At 68.7% G+C, this 19,033-nt stretch carries 15 protein-coding genes; 6 read left to right on the top strand and 9 right to left on the bottom strand.

The genetic code is table 11. From position 1 onward, the window contains the following. Positions 1–273 precede the first annotated feature (273 nt). Positions 274–435, bottom strand: a complete 162-nt coding sequence (locus VF697_RS11065; RefSeq protein ID WP_331094067.1) for an Ig-like domain-containing protein — start codon at positions 433–435, stop codon at positions 274–276. A gap of 19 nt (positions 436–454) precedes the next feature. On the opposite strand from VF697_RS11065, the gene VF697_RS11060 reads away from it, so the two are divergent. Next, a complete protein-coding gene (locus VF697_RS11060) occupies positions 455–787 on the top strand; it encodes a hypothetical protein (RefSeq protein ID WP_331094065.1) in 333 nt (110 codons plus the stop codon). A 2-nt stretch (positions 788–789) separates the two neighbouring features. Further along, positions 790–1,266, top strand: a complete 477-nt coding sequence (locus VF697_RS11055) for an SMI1/KNR4 family protein (RefSeq protein ID WP_331094063.1) — start codon at positions 790–792, stop codon at positions 1,264–1,266. A 224-nt stretch (positions 1,267–1,490) separates the two neighbouring features. On the opposite strand, the gene VF697_RS11050 is transcribed toward VF697_RS11055, so the two are convergent. Continuing rightward, the gene (locus VF697_RS11050; RefSeq protein ID WP_331094061.1) at positions 1,491–4,748 is read right to left on the bottom strand and encodes a C45 family autoproteolytic acyltransferase/hydolase; all 3,258 of its coding nucleotides are present in this window, start codon (positions 4,746–4,748) and stop codon (positions 1,491–1,493) included. 207 nt (positions 4,749–4,955) lie between these two features. On the opposite strand from VF697_RS11050, the gene VF697_RS11045 reads away from it, so the two are divergent. Together VF697_RS11045 and VF697_RS11040 are read left to right on the top strand one after the other, a co-directional pair. Beyond that, entirely contained in the window at positions 4,956–5,609 is a 654-nt protein-coding gene (locus VF697_RS11045; RefSeq protein ID WP_331094060.1) for a hypothetical protein, read from the top strand. Between the two features lie 216 nt (positions 5,610–5,825). Further along, positions 5,826–7,328: a penicillin-insensitive murein endopeptidase gene (locus VF697_RS11040; RefSeq protein ID WP_331094058.1), complete on the top strand. Its 1,503-nt coding sequence runs from the start codon at positions 5,826–5,828 to the stop codon at positions 7,326–7,328. A 33-nt stretch (positions 7,329–7,361) separates the two neighbouring features. Here the strand turns inward: VF697_RS11040 and VF697_RS11035 are convergent, their stop codons facing one another. The 7 genes from VF697_RS11035 to VF697_RS11005 all read right to left on the bottom strand — a co-directional run bounded on the left by VF697_RS11035 (position 7,362) and on the right by VF697_RS11005 (position 16,094). After that, a complete protein-coding gene (locus VF697_RS11035) occupies positions 7,362–8,336 on the bottom strand; it encodes a hydroxymethylglutaryl-CoA lyase (protein ID WP_331094056.1) in 975 nt (324 codons plus the stop codon). Then, a complete protein-coding gene (locus VF697_RS11030) occupies positions 8,303–8,707 on the bottom strand; it encodes a cobalamin B12-binding domain-containing protein (RefSeq protein WP_331094054.1) in 405 nt (134 codons plus the stop codon). The genes VF697_RS11035 and VF697_RS11030 overlap by 34 nt, the downstream gene beginning before the upstream one ends. Further along, positions 8,700–9,428, bottom strand: a complete 729-nt coding sequence (locus VF697_RS11025) for a class I SAM-dependent methyltransferase (protein ID WP_331094051.1) — start codon at positions 9,426–9,428, stop codon at positions 8,700–8,702. The genes VF697_RS11030 and VF697_RS11025 overlap by 8 nt, the downstream gene beginning before the upstream one ends. 10 nt (positions 9,429–9,438) lie before the next feature. Then, positions 9,439–11,385, bottom strand: coding sequence for a methylmalonyl-CoA mutase family protein (locus VF697_RS11020; RefSeq protein WP_331094049.1), 1,947 nt, complete (start codon positions 11,383–11,385; stop codon positions 9,439–9,441). Between the two features lie 66 nt (positions 11,386–11,451). Continuing rightward, on the bottom strand, positions 11,452–12,648 hold the full coding sequence (locus VF697_RS11015) for an aminotransferase class I/II-fold pyridoxal phosphate-dependent enzyme (protein WP_331094047.1): 1,197 nt from the start codon (positions 12,646–12,648) through the stop codon (positions 11,452–11,454). A gap of 12 nt (positions 12,649–12,660) precedes the next feature. Continuing rightward, positions 12,661–13,545, bottom strand: a complete 885-nt coding sequence (locus VF697_RS11010; RefSeq protein ID WP_331094046.1) for a phosphatase PAP2 family protein — start codon at positions 13,543–13,545, stop codon at positions 12,661–12,663. Between the two features lie 62 nt (positions 13,546–13,607). Then, positions 13,608–16,094, bottom strand: coding sequence for an efflux RND transporter permease subunit (locus tag VF697_RS11005; RefSeq protein WP_331094044.1), 2,487 nt, complete (start codon positions 16,092–16,094; stop codon positions 13,608–13,610). A gap of 425 nt (positions 16,095–16,519) precedes the next feature. Between VF697_RS11005 and VF697_RS11000 the strand changes: the two genes are divergently transcribed. Next, on the top strand, positions 16,520–18,061 hold the full coding sequence (locus tag VF697_RS11000) for a pyridoxal phosphate-dependent aminotransferase family protein (RefSeq protein WP_331094042.1): 1,542 nt from the start codon (positions 16,520–16,522) through the stop codon (positions 18,059–18,061). Positions 18,062–18,068: 7 nt separating this feature from the next. Continuing rightward, on the top strand, positions 18,069–19,033 hold a 965-nt coding region (locus VF697_RS10995; RefSeq protein WP_331094040.1), incomplete at its 3' end, for an N-acetyltransferase.

Here is a 19,033-nt window from a genome sequence, read left to right as displayed (position 1 = left end):
AGCGCTCGCGGTGTTGCATGGCCTCGTCGGGCGAGCGGCCCCCCGTCCACACCACCGCCCGTGCTTCCACCACCGCCCCTTGCGCCAGCGCGAGGCCGGGCAAGAGGCACAAGAGCAGGGGCAGGACTCGCATCGGGACTCCTCCGGGGAACACCGTTCCCGCCGGAACTTACTGCAAAGATTCCTCGCGCGTCCCTGGGGCCTGCTGCTCGGAGGCGGGTTTCAGAACCCGGCGTTCAAGTCCAACGGCGGGCGGCGACAGCCCGCTTGGTTCTACCCGGCCGAGGTGCGCACATTGCCAATGCCGTCATGGGCCTTCACCGAGAGCGTATGGGCCCCCTCCCCCACCCCCACGGTGTTCCAGCTCAGGCTGTAGGGCGCGCTGGTGTCCGTGCCGAGCAGCGCCCCGTCCGCGTAGAGCTCGACCTGTTCCACGCATCCGGCGTCTGGGCGGATGAAGACAACGATCTACTACTGCTGCTGCGACTACCGCACGTTGGAGCCAACGGAGAAGAAACCCCTGCGTGATGCCTGGGAAAGCGTGAGGGAGTCCTTCCGCCGGGACTGGAGCAAGAGGTTCGGAGAATGGCTCTCCGAGGGTGGCAGATACTGGCCCGGCCACCACATCCGGGATCTCTGGCACGGGGGTGACCCGATGGACCCTAACAACGTCTTTCCCGCCGAGCCGTTCGTTCACGACATCTACAACAAGGCATACCCCGCCTGCTATGCCGGTCAGGCCCCCTGGAATACCTCGGGACCCAACCTGCCCTATACGGACAACTGACGATGGCCACGCCCATGAGCCGCTTGCTCGAAGAGGTCTCGCGCGACCACTTTCCCTATCCGCCCGCCACGCCCGAGGAGATCGAAGCATTCGAGCAGCGGGTGGGCTGGAAGCTGGACCCGGACCAGCGGGCCTTCTACCTGCATTGCAACGGAGCGGAGCTGTTCAAGCGACTGCCGGATGCCCCCTACCAGCTGCTCCCCCTGTCCGAGATCGTCCGGGCGAGGGTGGCCATTCGTCGAGAGGATGACGACCAGTGGGGCCCGGCCTCGATGTACGCCCTCTGCGATGTGCAGGACGGCAACTACGTGGTGGTGGACGTGGCCCGGCAACAGAACGATCGTTACCCCCTCTTCGACGGCGACCACGAGACCTGGCCGGACCCGGCCTACTGCGAGCAGATCGCCAGTTCCTTCTCCGAGTTCCTGGAGGAGGTGCTGCGCAGCAAGGGGCGCTCGTATTGGTTGGGGAAGAAGTGATTCAACCCGCTTGGGATGCCATCCAGGTAGCCCTGGGGGCGGCGTTGGTTCCCGTGGAAGGTGTCAAAGGAGTCGTTCCGACACCTCGCCCCCTACGAGTTGTCTGACACCTCGGGCGGTCAAGGAAGTGACTGGGCCTGACGGGACGGCCCAGGCCCCCATCGAGTCCGGGAGACAGGATTTGAACCTGTCTCCCCTGGCCTCGTGTTCTCCGAACCCTGGCCTCAGTTGGCGCCAGCCGCCGAGCCGAGCGGCTGGACGGTGGGCGCCGGGGACTCGGTCAGATCCACCGCCAGCGCGTCGAGGTCGTGGAAGCCCTTGGCGCCCACCTCTCCGCCGCGGAAGAGCGCCCAGCCCTTCAGGCCCGGCTGCAGCGAGCGCGTCATCTGCCACAGCTGCGGGCCGCTGTTGGCCAGGTAGAGGTAGAGCATCCGCTTCGGATTCCACGGGTTGGCCAGGGCCACCGCGAGCCCGTCATCCGGCCGGCCATACGTCTTGCCCTGCCAGCGGAAGAAGCGCCGGCCGATCTCCACCGGAAGCTTCTTCTCCGCCGCCAGCCGCGCCACCAGCGCGTTGTTCTCCGCGCTCCCGAGGACGAACAGGTCGCGCTCCGCCAACTCCTGCTCCGTCACCTCGGCGTCCGGCTTGACGGGGGCGAGCACCTCCGTGAAGGCGTCCGCCAGCGCGTCGCGGAAGTTCTGGGTCAGCGTGCGCTCCGCCTCCACCTCGCGGGCCGTGCCGTACACGTAGAGCAGGCGCTCGAAGTCATCCGTGGCGTTGGAGATGATCTGGTAGCGCTCGCGCGGCACGGGGATGTCGTTGGAGGGGTTGAACACCACGCGCACCGGCTTGTCCGCCGTGTGGAAGGAGAAGGTGTCGCTCGCGCCCTTCACCTCCACCCGCTCCAGCGTCGAGCCCTTCGCCGTCACCAGTTCCACGGTGGTGACGAAGTGGTAGGGCTTGCCGCCCTGCTCCACCTTCACCGTCACGTCGTAGCCGTCCTTGGCCTTCGTGGTGCTGGCCTGGAGGCGCGGCTCGGGCAGGCCCCCGCGCTCCACCCACTGCGAGACGAAGGGCTGGAGCTCCCGGCCCGCGGCCTGCGACGCGGTGCGGATGAAGTCGGCCGTGGTGATGTTCTTGTTGGCGTAGCGCTCGTGGACGGTGCCCATCACCTTCGAGAAGGACTTGTTGCCCAGCAGCAGCCGGAGCTGGTGCAGCACGAAGGTGCCCTTCACGCGCGGCACCGCGTAGGTGCCATAACGGTCGTACGAGGTGCGCGCGGCCACGGGCACCACGTCCCCCTCGCGCGCGGTGAGGTAGAGGTAGCGGGCGTTGAGGTCCGCCAGGGCATCGCGCTGCTGCTCGAAAGCCTTGTCCGCCGAGTCCGGCAGCTTCTGCAGCATTCCCCAGTAGGCGGCCGAGCCGCTCACCAGCCAGTTCTCCCCATCGGTCGCGGGGAACACCGTGTTGCTCCACAGGAGCTTCTTGTCGAAGCCAAAGGCCTCCTTCACCTTGGCGACGTCCCGCCTGGCCTCCGGGGTCTTCGTCTCCTGGGCGGCCCTGGCGCGGGCCTCCTTCAGCTTGTCGGCGACGTAGATGGGGCTGAAGGTGGTGTAGCCGAGCGTCAGGTGGGGCGTGGCACCGGGCAGGTCCTGGATGTGGCGCCCACCGACCATCTTCTCGCGCAGGGTCGTCTTGCCGTAGTGCGCGAGGAACATGAGCTCGCGGGCCATCTCGCTGGTGGTGACCTTGCCGTCACAGGCGTGGGGCCGGTTGATGGGGCTGGAGGCCAGCATGCGGATGGCGTTGTCCACGTCGATGCCGCCCTGGCCGTGCTGCTGGAAGTACTTCTGGAAGGCGATGTCGCGGTTCCAGGTGTTGAAGGCCAGGTCCACCGGGGCGTTCTGCGGGTTGGGCACGTACTCCTTGCGCACCTCCAGGTCCCGCGTGTTGTTGTTGGCCCAGATGAAGTCCTTGAGGTTGCCCGGCGTCTCCGCGGCCTTGCCCTTGCTGCCGGTGCGCCACAGCTTCGTCTTCTGGGTGCCCAGCAGGAAGCAGGCGCCCTCGTCCGTCTTGGCGTCCGCCAGCGTCCAGTCGTTGGTGTAGAGGCCGTTGTTCTGCTTGGCGAGGATCTGCGCCACCTCGTCGATGGAGGAGGCGTACTGGGCCGCCTTGCGGATGCGGTTGCTCTGGGGCGTGCCGTCGGGCTGGAAGGGCGTCTGGCCCACCGTCGTCTCACCGATGACGATGCCCGCGTCGTTGATGAACCAGTCCGCGCCGCTGTGGATGCCGCCCGGAAAGGTCTGCATCACGAAGCGGTGGCCCTTGGTGGGCTGCACGTCCAGCACCACGTCCCAGTGGACGCCGGTGTAGCCGTTCCACATGAAGAGCTGCCCCATGACGAACTGGCCATCCTTCGTGGCGGACTTCGTGGCCACGAAGGACGAGCAGTGGTCACCCTCCCCGGCCCGACCCTGCTCGTCCTCGCCCTTGAGGAAGAGGCGCCCGGACAGCGGCGTGGCGCTCACCTTGTTGGCGTCCTCGAGCTGCCCCAGGTCCACCGCCGAGTTGAGGGCCGCGATGTCCAGCACGTCCAGCTCGCGATCCTTGAACTTCACGCCGGCCTTGTTGGCGCCGTCGGCGATGCCCTTCATCTCCTCGAGGTACTCGGGCTCGAACTTGCGCAGGAAGAGCGAGTCGGTGAGCAGCCGGACCTGGGCCCAGCCATTGGCCAGGTCCTGGCGATTCTTCAGGGTGCCCAGCTTCTCCATGTAGCGGACGATGTCGTCGGCCACGAGCTCGCCGTACTGCCGGCCGCGCTCGTAGGGCTCGCCCTCGATGTGGATGTACTTCCACCCGCCGTCGTCGTAGCGGAAGCCCTTGCCGGCCCAGCGCACGGACTCCATGGGGATGTAGGCGGTGATGTCGTCCACCTCCTCCACGCGCACGTCATCCACCCACGCCGAGCCGGTGGCCTTGCCGTTGCGGCCCAGGTGGAGCTGCACGCGGTCCGAGCCCTGGGTGGCGAAGAAGAGGACCGAGAGGCGGCCGTCCTGGTCCGCGCCCTGCGAGGGCGAGCAGTTGGTGAAGGGGAAGCTCTTCATCGACACGCAGGCGCCGAGCGCCGTGGGATAGCGCGCCACGGGGTCCGCCTTCACGCCGCGGGTGCGCACCCACGCGCTGAGGCGGTAGAGGCGGCCCACCTGGAGCTTCACGGGCTCGGACTGCACGGTGGTCTCGGAGCCACCGGCGGGGTTCTCGATGGCGAGCCCCCGGCTGCCCTCGGAGCGACCGTCCGCGCTGGCGGCCACCTTGCCCCCGCCCGTCACGGTCCAGCCCGAGGGCTGCCCCGAGGAGGCGAGCGACTCGAAGCCGGCATTGGCCACGGGCACCTGCGCGGCCCGGGCGGGCCCGGCGTGGAGCGCGCCCGCGGACAGCAGGAGGGCGCCGAGGAATCTCGAGGTCGTACGGAGACGGGTCATGTGCTTCCCGGAGTGACGTGAGGTTGCTGTTTCCGGGGGGTACTTCTCCCGCTCCCCCCTCCGGTCGTCAACCGCCACCGCACCCGCTGGAGCGGTTCCCCCAGGCATTGACGCAACGGGTCATGGTCGTTGGCGGTCCGACTCCTCGATACGGAGGGTGAGTTCGCCGTCCGCGCCCTCGCGCCGGGAAGTGCGTATGACGACACGATGCCTTGGACCCTTCCCTTCCCTCGCCGTGTCGCTCCCGTGGTTGTCCCCGCCCTGCTCCTCGCCGCCTGTGCTGGCTCCTCCCCGAACACGATGAAGGATGAGCGGGTCCGGGAGGAACTGACGCGATTCCAGCGCATCCACGAAACACGCCCCCGCTGCGACAGCGAGGACATCGCCCGCGCCGAGGAGGTCGGTCGGCTCACGCTTCCCACCGGTGTGAACGTGGAGAACGAGGAGCGCACCGTGCGTGGGTTCCTCGCCGTCATGCCAGGCCCCTGCAACACGGGCTCCTGCATCACGGAAGGCGGAGAGGCTCCCTCGCGCTGCTGCAACTCCTGCCACGGCTGGAGTTGGTATGTGTCCGCCCCGCGAGTCCCGGCCGGGGCGGTCATCGTGCTCGACAAGGAGACGTCCTCCATTCCCCGAGGGTGGGTGGTGATGGATTGCACGCAGGAGGCCCTGCAACGCACCGTCCCGCTGCGGGAGGTCATCGTGCGTGGCGTCGTGTCCTCCTGGGAGCCGCCCCCCGAGTACCAGGGCCGGCACGCGTCCTCGTTGATGCGGGTGTCCCGCATTTGTGTGCTCGAGACGCCCCGGACTCCGGTGTACGGCCACGAGGTGACCGCTCCGTCCTTGCCGGGCATGAGGTGAGCGCGCGAAGTGCCCGGTTTGACTCGGGAATCAGCGTGCCGTGACGGGTCTGGCGTCCCCTGCCCCACGCGTCAAGTCGGCCCTGGTTGCCTGGCAGGTGTCCCGGGCAGCCCGGACGCTTTACTTTGGCGCGGGACGATTTCAGGCCATTCTGCGCGCCGAGTGCGTTCTACATCCTGGATCATCCTGTTGCTGTGCGCAGGCTGCACCGCGCATGTGGCTCCCACCCTCCCCCCGTCGAAGGTGACGGCGCAGGCGTCGGAGGCCGCTGGCACCGTCGTCGCCCAGCCCGTGGCGACGCCGACGGGCGAAGCGTGCCCGGTGCCCGAGAAGCCCCTGGAGGCCCTCGTGGCCCAGGCCGCCGAGCCGAGCGACGCGGACGCGCAGGCCGCCGCCGCCGCCACCATCCCCGACGGAGTGGATGAGGAGGCCGTGGCCGCGGCGGACGACGAGGAGGACGACGACTCGGCGGACTCCGCCGACGAGGGCGAGGCCCAGGAGGCCCCCACCAGCGCCGTGCCCAACGGCCCCCTGTACACCGCCGAGCTGTCGGACGAGCAGCTCACCGAGCTGTGGAAGAACGAGCCGAAGTCCCTCGGCTCCATCTCGGTGGGGTTCGTCGAGAGCGGCCGGATGGTGAACTCGGTCCGCGTCCCCGAGAGCGATGATTGGATCGTGGTGTCGCCCGAGCTGGCCTATGGCACCCAGGAGACGGTCGAGTACCTCACCAAGGCCATCCGCGAGGTGCGCGCGCAGTACCCGAACGCGCCTCCGCTCCGCGTGAACCAGCTCAGCTCCCGCGACGGCGGCTACCTGCGCCCGCACAAGAGCCACCAGAATGGCCGGGACGTGGACCTGGGCTTCTACTACCCCACCGCCGAGCCCATCCGCGTCCGCGAGCGCGAGCGCTACATCAACCTCGAGCTGAACTGGGCGCTCATCAAGTCCCTGGCCACGCACTCCGACGTGCAGATGATCCTCGTGGACAAGCGCGTCATCAAGGTCCTGCACGACTACGCGCTGAGCAAGGGCGAGAACAAGGAGTGGCTGGACTCGATCTTCAACGCCGGGGCGCAGTCGCTCGTCAAGCACGCCAAGCGCCACCGGGACCACTTCCACGTGCGCTTCTTCAACCCGCGCGCTCAGGAGCTGGGTCGCCGCGTCGCCCCGCTGCTCGCGCTGCAGCCCGACAAGAACATCATGATGCACCGGGTGCGCTCGGGCGACACGCTCGGCGGCATCGCCCTGCGCTACGGCTCCAGCATCACCGGCATCAAGAAGACCAACCGGATGCGCAGCATCCTGCTCCGCATCGGGCAGGTGCTCGCGGTGCCCCTGCGGGGCCCCTGCACCCGCTGCCCGATTCCTCCGGCCGTGGTCGTTCCGCCTCGGCGGCTGCCGCCCGGCTTCGAGCAGGCGCCGGCCCTGGCCACCCCGCAGCCGTCCCCCGCCCCCGCGCAGCAGGTCCCCGTGGCCTCGGAGTCGCAGCCGGCCGTGGCCGCCCAGCAGGCGCCCGCCCCCGAGCAGCAGCCCGCCGTGGCCGCGCCGCAGGAGCACACGGGCGGCAGTGCGCCAGCGGGTGCCGACACCTCGACGGAGACGCAGCCGCAGCCACCGTCCGAGCCCCAGCAGCAGGCGCCCGCGGTGCAGGGCTCGCCGGCGAGCACCCAGACCTCGGCCGCTGTCTCGCCGGTGCGGTCGGCGTCGGCGTCGCGCTAGACGCTCAACCGCGAGCGTCTGGAGCGGTTTCGCTCAGGTCTGAACCCGGCGATTGGCCTTCTTCTCGCGCTCGCCCAGCGCGGCCTGGAGGAACTTGCCCGCCAGCTTCCGGCCGATGAGCTCCTGCGCGACCATGCCCGCCTCGACGAGCTTGTCCAGGTTGATGCCCGTCTGCACGCCCATGCCGTGGAGCATGTAGACGATGTCCTCGGTGGCCAGGTTGCCCGCCGCGCCCGGAGCGTAGGGGCAGCCGCCGAGCCCGCCGATGCTGGCGTCGAACGTCGTCACGCCCATCTGCAGGCCCACCAGGGCGTTGGCCAGCGCGGTGCCGCGCGTGTCGTGCAGGTGCAGCGCGAGCTTCTCCACCGGGATGTGCTCCAGCAGCGCGGAGAGGATGGCGTCCGTCTGCCTCGGCGTCCCCACCCCGATCGTGTCTCCCAGGCTGAGCTGGTAGATGCCCATGTCCACCAGCTTGCGGCAGATGTCCACCACCCGCTCCACCGGCACATGGCCCTCGTACGGGCAGCCCCACACCGTGGACAGGTAGCCGCGCACCCGCAGGCCCGCCTTCAGGGCCTCCTCGGCGGTGTGCCGGGCCTCGGCCACGGCCTCTTCGATGCTCTTGTTGATGTTCTTCTTCGAGTGGGCCTCGGACGCGGAGATGAAGATCGCCGCCTCCTCCAGACCCGCCTCCTTGGCGCGCGCCAGGCCCTTGAGGTTGGGCACCAGCGCGGAGAAGGTGACGCCCTCGCGCCGGCCCACCAGACGCAGCAACTCCTCCGCGTCCGCGAGCTGGGGAATCCACTTCGGGGATACGAACGAGGTGACTTCGATGCGCTTCTCCCCCGCCGCGATCAACGCCTCGATGAGCCGGGCCTTGTCGCGCGTGGGGAGCGTGCGCAACTCGTTCTGCAAGCCGTCGCGCGGGCCGACCTCGTAGAGGTCCACCCGCTCCGGCAGTCTTCCGAGCCCGGTCAGGCGCGGGCCGCGATGTTGGTTCGAATCCACTGGACGATGTCCTGCGTCGAGCTTCCGGGTGTGAAGATCTCCGTCACCCCCAGGGTCTTCAGCTTGGGGATGTCGTCGTCCGGGATGATGCCTCCGCCGAACACCGCGATGTCGATCGCGTTGCTCTTCTTCAGCAGATCGATCACCGCCGGGAAGAGCGTCATGTGCGCCCCCGACATGATGGACATGCCGATGGCGTCGACGTCCTCCTGGATGGCGGCGTTGACGATCATCTCGGGCGTCTGGTGCAACCCCGTGTAGATGACCTCCATGCCCGCGTCGCGCAAGGCGCGAGCGATGATCTTCGCCCCACGGTCGTGACCATCCAGGCCCGGCTTGGCCACCAGAATTCGCAGCTTCCTCTCAGCCATGTCGCAGCTCAGCTCCCACGATGAGATCCGTTGATGCGCCGGACGGCGGCTCCCCCTCCAGCCCGCCATGAACCCAGCGCATCGAAAATCCCGTGAATTCCAACAGTTGCGTCAAATCCGCAAGGGGATAGTAACGGATGGCATACCGCCCGGAAAGAACGCGCCCATCGGGCCGCGTCAGTCGCCTGTGCCCCTCGTCCCGACCACGCACCGCGTCGAAGCGGCTCTCCTCCTCCAGCAGGCTCCCGTCCGGCAATCGGGTGGAGAAGGAGGCCTCCGGCTGTGACGCGAGCCGATCGTACGGCACCGAGTGCAGCACCAGCCGGCCACCCGGTTTGAGGCACCGCGCCACGTCCCGCAGCACGGTCACATGCTCCTCGTCCGAGAAGACGAACAGCGTGGAGTACCAGGCATAGGCCCCCGCCAGCGAGCCCGTGCGGAATGGGAGCGAGCGGAGATCCGCTCGCACCGCCGGAAAACCCGGGAGCCGCTCCTGGAGTGAAAGGGCATCCAGCTCCAGGCCGACAACGCGACCGGCCAGGGGGCCCGCGGCGTTGAGACGCGCCGCGTGCCGGCCATGGCCACAGCCCAGGTCCACCACCGGGCCGGGCACCTGGAGATCCTCGAAGCTCCCGGCGAGGTACGCCACCTCCTTCGCTGTCGTGTCCTCGGAGAGGAACGGCAGCGTGGAGCGCAGGTACAGCTCGCCGAAGAAGCTCACGGGAGGGCGCCTAGAACGCGCCACCCTCGCGGTACGCGCCCCACACCTTGCGGAACACGTCGGAGACCTCGCCCAGCGTCGCGTAGGCTTTCACCGCCTCGAGCACCGGCGGCATCAGGTTGTCCGTGCCACGCGTCGCCGCCTCCACCTTCGCCAGCGCCGCGTCCACCGCCACCTGGTCGCGCTCGGACTTCACCTGCTGGAGCCGGGCGATCTGCGCCTCCTGCACCTTCTCGTCGATGTGCAGCAGCTCGATGGGCGTGGCCCCCTCCGACTTGAAGGCGTTGACGCCGACGATGAGCCGATCCCCCTGCTCCACCTCGCGCTGGAAGCGGTAGGCGCTCTCGCCGATCTCCTTCTGCGGGTACTGCTCCTCCACCGCCCGGATGATGCCGCCCATCTCGTCGATGCGGCGGATGTACTCGAGCGCCCGCTTCTCCATCTCGTCGGTGAGGTACTCGACGAAGTAGCTGCCCGCGAGCGGATCCACCACGCGGTCCGCGCCGGACTCGTGGGCGATGAGCTGCTGGGTGCGCAGCGCGATCGTCACCGACTCCTCGGTGGGCAGCGCGTACGTCTCGTCCAGCGAGTTGGTGTGCAGCGACTGGGTGCCGCCGAGCACCGCGGCGAAGGCCTGCAGCGCGGTGCGCACCACATTGTTGTAGGGCTGCTGCGCGGTGAGGGACACGCCGGCCGTCTGCGCGTGCGTCTTGAGCTGCATGGAGCGCGGGTTCTTCGCGCCGAAGCGATCGCGCATCGTGTGGGCCCAGATGCGGCGGGCGGCGCGGAACTTGGCGACCTCCTCGAAGAAGTCGTTGTGCACGTCCCAGAAGAACGACAGCTGCGGGGCCACCTCGTCCACGCTCAGGCCGCGCTTGACGCACTCCTCGACGTAGCCGATGCCGTCGGCGAGCGTGAAGGCCAGCTCCTGCACCGCCGTCGCTCCGGCCTCGCGGATGTGGTAGCCGCTGACGGAGACCGGGTACCACTTCGGCATGTGCTTGGTGCAGAACTCGATCATGTCGGTGACGATCCGCACCGCGGGGCGGGGGCCGACGATCCACTCCTTCTGCGCGATGTACTCCTTGAGCATGTCGTTCTGGATGGTGCCCGCGAGCTTCGCCATCGGAACGCCCTGCTTCTCACCCACCGCGATGTACATGCAGAGCGCGACGATGGCGCTCGCATTGATCGTCATCGAGGTGGTGACCTTGTCGAGCTGGATGCCGTCGAAGAGGACCTCGAAGTCGCGCAGCGAGGAGACGCTCACGCCCTCCTTGCCCACCTCGCCGCGGCTCATGGAGTGGTCGCAGTCGTAGCCCATGAGCGCGGGCATGTCGAAGGCCGTGGACAGGCCCGTCATGCCGTGGCTGATGAGGTACTTGAAGCGCTTGTTGGTGTCCTCGGGCGTGCCGAAGCCGGCGAACTGGCGCATCGTCCAGAGACGGCCGCGGTACATGGTGGGCTGCGGGCCGCGGGTGAACGGGAACTGGCCCGGCAGGCCGATGCTGTCCGGGGACTCGGTGCGGCGCTCGGCGAGCGTGACCACGTCGGGAATCGGGATGCCCGAGTCGGTGACGAACGACTTGCGGCGCAGCGGCATCTTCTGCGTCACCGCGGCCAGATCGTCCTGGGCCCACTTCTCGTTGGCCTTGGCCACCGCCTTCACCGAGGCCGCGTCATAGGAGCGCAGCGCCACGGCCTTCTTGCGAGGAGCCGCCTTGGCGACCTTCTTGGCGACGGCCTTCACGGCCTTCGTCGCGGCCTTCACGGCCTTGGTCGCCTTGGCCACGGCCTTGGCCGTCTTCGTCGGGGCCTTGGTCAGGGCCTTCTGGGGGGCCTTGGCCGGCTTGCTGGCCTTCGACGCCTTGGACGGGGTCCGGCCGGCCTTCTTGGCGGACTCGGTCGAACGGGGAGCGGTGAGCCTCTGGGAGACGGACTGGGAACGCGCGGGCATGTTGCGCGGGGATGTAGCACCCGGGTGTAGGGGTCGCAAGCCGCCCCCCACCCGGGAAGCCCAGCGTCAGCGCCCTCGCGTGAGCCCCGACTTCAGCCGGCGCACCGCCTCGTCCAGCACCGCCTCCGTCTTACAGAAGGCGAAGCGCGCCATTCCCCGCCCCAGGTGCTTGTGCTCCGGGGCGTAGAAGACGCTCGGGGGAATGGCCGCCACTCCCACCTCCGTCACCAGGTGTCGGCAGAAGGCCACGTCGTCCGCGAAGCCCCGCCCGGCGATATCCGCCATGATGAAGTAGCTGCCCTCGGGCACGTACGCCCGGAGCCCCGCCTCGGCGAGCCCGGCGAGCAGCCGCTCTCGCTTCCCCAGGTAGAGGGCGCTCAGCTCCTGGAAGTACGCGTCCGGCAGTCGCAGCGCCGCCGCCATGGCCGCCTGGAGGGGCGACGCCGTGGCGAACGTGACGAACTGGTGGGCACGCTGCACCGCGTCACGCAGCGCCGGCGGAGCGATGATCCACCCCACCTTCCACCCGGTGAGGCTGAAGCTCTTGCCCCCGCTGCTCACCGTCACCGTCCGCTCCGCCAGCGAGGGCAGCGTGGCGGGACGCACATGACGCGCCGGGCCAAAGAGGATGTGCTCGTACACCTCGTCGGAGAGCACCTTCACGTCGTGCTCGGCGCACAGCGTGCCGAGGAACTCGAGCTCCTCGCGGGTGAACACCTTGCCGGTGGGGTTGTGGGGCGTGTTGAGGATGAGCACCCGGGTCCGGGGGCCGAAGGCCGCGCGCACCTCGTCCCGATCGAACCACCACGCGGCGTGCGAGGCATCCGGCGGACGCAGCGGCACGTAGCGCGCCCTGGCCCCGATGAAGCCGAGGTTGGCGTCATACGAGTCATAGAAGGGCTCGAAGACGACGGCCTCGTCCCCCGGGTCCACCAGGCCGAGCAGCACGCAGAGGATGGCCTCGGTGGCCCCGCTGGTGACCGTCACCATGGTGTCCGGATCAATGCCGGTGTGGCCGTGGAAGCGCGCGCCGTGCTCGGCGATGGCCACGCGCAAGTCGCGCAGGCCCGGACTGGGGGCGTACTGGTTCACCCCATCGGTGATGGCCTTGCGAGCGGCCTCCTTCACGGCCTCGGGCCCGTCGAAGTCCGGGAAGCCCTGGCCCAGGTTCATGGCCCCGTGCTTCAGGGCCAGGGCGCTGAACTCGGAGAAGACGGTGGTGCCCAGATGGGCCACACGGCCCGCGAGGATCGGCCTGCTCATGCGTACGCTCCTTTACGGGCGTACGATAGCGTCCATTCGGACCGGGCGCGCCACTGCTTCGCGCCGCGCGGTGGCCCGGCTCAAGGCCATGGACAGCCCCACTACCACCAGCATGAGCGGCACCGCGCACAGCAGGTCCGTCAGGTAGTGGAAGCGCCCCACCAGGGTGGCCGCGATGAGGCCGATGGCCGGCACCAGCATGATGCGGAAGAAGCGCGGCACGAACCGGAAGGCGTACACCAGCACGAGCAGCGAGGTGCCCGTGTGCCCCGACGGGAAGCAGTCCCGCGCGAAGGGCGGCTCGCGCATCACCGAGTCCAGGAAGGACGTCACCCACAGCCCCTGCAACGGCTGGGGGAACATGTGGGAGAGGTAGTAGCGCGGGCCGATGGCCGGCACCAGCGCGTAGAAGACGTAGTTGGCCGCGAAGAAGAGGCTCAGCGCGACCAGGTACTCGTCGAAGGCCTCCCGGCGCCCGGTGAAGTACAGCACCACGCCCAGCGCCAGCGGCCAGACGAAGTGGCCGTAGTAGCAGACCATCAGGATTTCCGTGAGCCAGGGCGGCACGAGCTGCCCGAGCACCACCGAGGCCTGCGCTCCGAGCAGTTGCTGATCCATGGCCGCGAGCTGGGCGTCGCGCAGGCCCACCCCGGCGGCGGTCACCAGGGGATTGAGCAGCCCATGGCTGAGGCTCAACACCGGCAGCAGCCAGAAGGAGGCCACGAAGGCCAACAGCCGGTGCCTCGGGAAGTAGGACTCCAGGGTGCGCAGGACGAGCGGTCCGAGCGCGAACACGGAGAAGTAGACGGCGGACCTCGCGGCACCGGGAACCCAACTGGCCGGACCCACGAGTGCCAGGGCCGCCAACGAGCAGGACACCAGGATGATGATGTCCACGGCTCGAAGGTGTACGTCCTGACCGACCCCGCCTTCGCGGGGGTCATACGAGGTCCACGGGTTCACGCCGATTTACGCTCCCCCGGTTGCGTTACCACCTCACCGGGCTTGCCGATCTCCAGACTCGTCACCTTGCCCCCCTCCGCCTTCCGGCCCTTCCACCGCTCGAGCAGCGCGAGCATCGCCGGGAAGAAGACCGTCGTGCCGAGGAAGGTGCACATGACTCCGAGAAGTGCAATCTGTCCGATAGACTTCAGGCCCGCGTGATGTGAGATCAACAGAGCGCCGTAGCCGGCCGCGTTGGACAGGGTCGCCACCACGGCAGCCAGACCCGTGTGGCGCACGACGTGACCCAGCGAGCCCGGGCCCTCCTCCTCATACCGGTGGAAGAGGTGGACCGAGTTGTCCACGGCGATCGCGAGCAGGTTGGGCAGCACCACGGCGTTGATGAAGTTGAGCTGGACGTCGAAGAGGTACATCCCGCCTGCCAGGCACAGCATGCCCAGGAACAGGGGCCCGGCCACCAGGCAGGCGTTCTTGAAGCTGCGCAGGCTGATGAGGATCGTCAAGAAGACCACCGCCGCGGCCGCCCAGAGGATGAACGGGCCATCCGCGCGCACCATCGAGAAGATGCGGGCGGCGATCCGGTTGCTATCCAACACCGCGAGGTCCACACCCCGGGCCTTGGCCCCGGCAATCACCTCGTCGATCTGCGAGGCCCACGCCGACAGCTCCCGGGTGTCGTGGTTGGACACCGAGGGGAACAGCAGGAGGAAGGTGCCCTCGCCATCCAGCGCCTGGAAGCGGCGCCGCACCTCCATGGGCACCTGCTCCGCTCCGTAGGGCTGGGCCTCCAGCATCTTCTTCACGGTGGCCAGCCGCGCATCCTGCTTCGCGCTCTCGGGCAGCTTCTCCAGCGTCTGGCGCAGCCCGGCGAGCTGCTCCTGGCGGGCCGGCACGTCTTGGGGCAGCAGATCATTGAGCGAGGCGGACTGCTTGAACGTCGAGTCGGTGCCGTGGCGGGCCTTCACCTCGGTGATGACGTCCTGCACCACCTGGGCCTGCTTCAGGTCGTCCACCAGGAGGATGGCCGGGTTGAGCGGCGAGCCGGTCTGCTCGACGATGTGCTCATCCAGGCGCACCGAGGGCGAGTTGCCCTGGAGGTTGCGCAGGTTCGTCTCGAAGCCCACGCGCGGCGACACGTAGAGCGAGTAGCCCGCGAAGCCGAGCACCGACAGCAGGAGGGTGACGATGACCGTCGTGGGCATGCGCCTGCCGGGCAGCCGCGGCGTCGACGCCGTCCGAGCCTCGGGCGCATGAGCGGCGGCCGGCGCGCGACCCGGACGCAGACGCTCGGCGAGCACGAGCAGCGCCGGGCCCAGCCCGTACGCCACCAGCACGGCCATGATGACGCCCACGCCGGCCAGCAGACCGAACTGCTTGAAGGCCTCGAACTGGGCGAAGAGGAGCACGAAGAAGGCCGCCGCGTTCGTCAGCGCCGAGGTGAGGGCGCCAGCGAAGGTGCCGCGCACGGTGTTGGCCAGCGCCTCGGCGGCCGGGTGCTCGCGCCGCTCCTCCCAATAGCGCATGGACAGGTGGATGCCGTACTCCAGGCCCAGGCCGATGAGGATGGCCACCAGGAAGCCCGTGACGACGTTGAGGTGGCCGATGGCCAGCTCCGCCACGGCGAACGTCAGCGACACGCCGAAGATGACGGGCACGCCCACCACCGCCAGCGCCCACAGCCGCCGCGTGGCCAGCAGGATGATGCCAATGGCCATCACCGCCGAGAGGATGGCGGCGCGCGACAGGTCCTTGCGCATCACCTTGTCCTCCTCCAGACGCGCCTGGAAGGCCCCCGCGTAGTCCAGCTTCACGCCGGGCGAGCCCTGGGCCACCTCGTCGGCCGCGCGCTTCACGTCGTCCACGAGCTGCTGCGCGAAGACCAGGTCTCCAGCGGTGCCGCCCGGCTTCACCATCAGGTACAGCTCGGAGCCGTCCGCGCTCCCGAGGTACTCGCGCATGGGCGCGTCCGGGCTGTACTTCTTGACGAGGTGCTCGAAGTCCGCCGGCTCCTCGCCCGCCTCCAGGTCCACGAAGAGCGGGTTGGCCTTCTGCTTCTCGAAGCGCAGCCGCGCGTCCACGTCCTGGCGCAGCTCCTTGAGCTTCTCGGTGGGCAGCAGCAGCAGGCCGCGATCCTGGAAGAAGCCCACGTCGAAGTGGTGCTCGACGTAGCGCACCTCGGGCAGCGTCTCGAGCTTCCTGGCCAGGGCGTCGGCGAAGGTCCGCAGCGCCTCGGGCTTCAGCCCCTGCGCGCGCACCACGAGGTAGCCGTCGCCGCCGGCCTTCTGCGCCACGCGCGTCAGGTCCCTCACCTCGCGCGCCTCCTGGGGCAGCAGTTCCACGAAGGAGCCGCGGAACTCCAGGCGCGAGGCCATCACCGTGCCGACGAGGGCCAGCACCGTGAAGAGGAGGACGACCCGCCAGGGCCGCGCCAGCGTGCCCCGGATGAAGGCCTCGGACCAACGACGTCGAAGAGACTCAGCCAAGCTTGACCCCAGTGGAGAGAAGGCCCGCAGAAAGCAAACTTCGCGCGGTGTGTCACGGACCTCTGAATTCGGGTTCCAACACCACCGGAGCCGGAAGCCTTCCACCCCCGCCTGGAAGCCCTCCCAGGGCCCCCACTCCGAGTGAACCAGGGCAGGAGTGCCCCGACTGTGCAGCCGGCTGCTCACTCGCCTGCCCTGGAACGGGAATACTCGGGCGTGTCAATCCGCCCTCGGAGGTTTCCAGGCCCCGGGTGCCCTCCCCGGAACAGTCGGCGCCTTGACACCCGAGAGGTGACTCTTTATTCACGCCGACGCCTACCCCCCCGAGGAGGACGCGTGCTGCAGGGCCCCGGGTCGGTACGAACACTGCAGGGACGCGCGCCCCCGGATCCGCTCGGATCTCCCCCGACGAAGAGAAGAACGCCATGAGTGACGTGTTCGAGAAGTGCCGGAGTTGGAAGGACTATCGCATCGCCAAGGCCACGGGCCTCTACCCGTACTTCCGGGCGATCGAGGAGTCGTTCGGTGCCACCGAGGTCCAGATCGAGGGCCGCCGGGTCATCATGGTGGGCTCCAACAACTACCTGGGCCTGAGCGCGGATCCGCGGGTGAAGGAAGCGGCGATCAAGGCGGTGGAGCGCTTTGGCACCACGTGCTCCGGCTCGCGCCTGCTCAACGGCACCCTGGCGCTGCACGAGGAGCTGGAGCACCGGCTGGCGAAGTTCCTCAACCGCGAGGCCGCGCTCGTCATCTCCACCGGCTTCCAGACGAACCTGGCGCTCTCCTCCATCCTGGGCCGCCACGACATCGTCTTCTCGGACCGGCAGAACCACGCCTCGCTGGTGGACGGCATCCGGCTGTCCTTCGCCACCGAGCGCAAGTTCCGCCACAACGACCTGGAGCACCTCGAGCAGCTGCTGCAGCAGGCCGAGGAGAAGGATCCCAAGGCGGGGAAGATCATCATCACCGACGGCGTGTTCTCGATGGAGGGCGACCTGTGCAACCTGCCCCGCATCGTGGAGCTGTCCAAGAAGTACAACGCGCGGGTGATGACGGATGACGCCCACTCCATGGGCGTGCTGGGCGAGAAGGGCCGTGGCACCTCCGAGTACTTCGGGCTGGAGGCGGAGACGGACCTCGTCATGGGGACGTTCTCCAAGAGCTTCGCGTCCCTGGGCGGCGTGCTGTCGGGCCCCGCGGACGTCATCAACTACATGCGCCACAAGTCGCGCTCGGTCATCTTCTCCGCGTCCATGACGCCGGCGTCCATCGCCTCGGCGCTCAAGTCGCTGGAGATCATCGAGGCCGAGCCGCAGCGGCGCGCGCGCCTGCTGGACATCGCCGAGAAGATGCACAACGGCTTCCGCGCCATGGGCTTCGACACGGGCGTGTCGGTGACGCCGGTGGTGCCGGTGCACATCGGCGATCAGGTGAAGTGCTTCCGCTTCTGGAAGGCGCTGCACGAGGCGGGCGTGTTCGCCAACCCCGTGGTGCCGCCGGCGGTGGAGCCGGGCCACGCCCTCATCCGCACCAGCTACATGGCCACGCACACGGACGCGCAGCTCGACCGGGTGCTCGACACCTTCGAGCAGATTGGCAAGAAGCTGGACATCATCCCCCAGACGCGGCCCTCCACGTTCACCCCCGTGCAGATCGCCCGCCCGGGCACCTTCGTGCTCAACAACAAGGCCTCGGAGAAGTGGGCCGCGGCGAGCGCGGGCCAGCTCGGCTACAACGGCTTCTCGCTGGATCAGCTCTCGCGCATGTCCTCGCGCGAGGTGGCCGGCAAGCTGTTCGACGCGGTGGAGACGCTCACCTACCGCGCCGCCAACCTCCAGCCGGACGACCTCCGCAAGCTGGGCCAGATGCCGATGAAGCTCTGGGAGAAGCGGGCCAACATCCCGGGTATGCTGCTGGAGAAGGGCGCCAACCTCTTCATCCGCAACGGGCGCGAGGACAGGAGCTGAACGGAACATGGCCGTGACCGCCGAGAAGCAGAGCCCCGAGTCGAAGCAGCCCCCCCTCCCCACCAACGTGGAGGTGACTCCCGTCCGCACCTCGGCGGATCGCACGGCCTTCATCCGCCTCCCCTACTCCATCTACCAGGGCGACCCGAACTGGGTGGCCCACCTGGAGATGGAGCGCCGGGACTTGATGAACCCGAAGAAGCACCCCTTCTTCGAGTTCGGCGAGGTGGAGTTCTACCTCGCGCGCCGTGAGGGCCAGGTGGTGGGGCGGATCGCCGCGGTGAGCAACCCCCGCTACAACGAGTTCCAGGGCACCAACGTCGGCTTCTTCGGCCTCTTCGAGTGCGTGAATGACGTGGGCGTGGCCCGTGCGCTCTTCGAGACGGCCGCCACGTGGCTGCGCGCCAAGGGCTTCGTCTCGGTGCTCGGGCCGATGAGCTACTCCACCAACGGCGAGGTGGGCACGCTCATCGAGGGGTTCTCCACCCCGCCGGCCATCATGACGACGTACAACCCCACCTGGTACCCCGCGCTCATCGAGGCGTGTGGCTTCACCAAGGCCAAGGACCTGTACGCCTGGGAGCTGTCCTCCTCCACCCCGCCGCCGGAGAAGGTGGCGCGCATCGCGGAGAAGATCCGCCAGCGCGAGGGCGTCACCGTGCGCCCGGTGAACATGAAGGAGTTCGACGCCGAGGTGGCCAAGGTGAAGGCCATGTACAACGCGGCGTGGGAGAAGAACTGGGGCTTCGTGCCCATGACGGAGCACGAGTTCGACCACCTGGCGCGCGAGCTGAAGCAGATGGTGCGGCCGGAGCTCGCGCTGGTGGCCGAGGTGAAGGGTCAGCCCGTGGGCTTCGCGCTCACGATTCCCGACGCCAACGAGGCCCTCAAGGTGGCCAATGGCCGGCTCACCACGTTCGGCCTGCCCATCGGGCTCGCCAAGCTGCTGTTCGCCGTCCGCCGCATCCGCCG

Origin of the sequence: Archangium sp. (assembly GCF_036388035.1) — a bacterium.
GTDB lineage: Bacteria > Myxococcota > Myxococcia > Myxococcales > Myxococcaceae > Archangium.
This window is presented reverse-complemented; position numbering and strand designations above follow the sequence as displayed.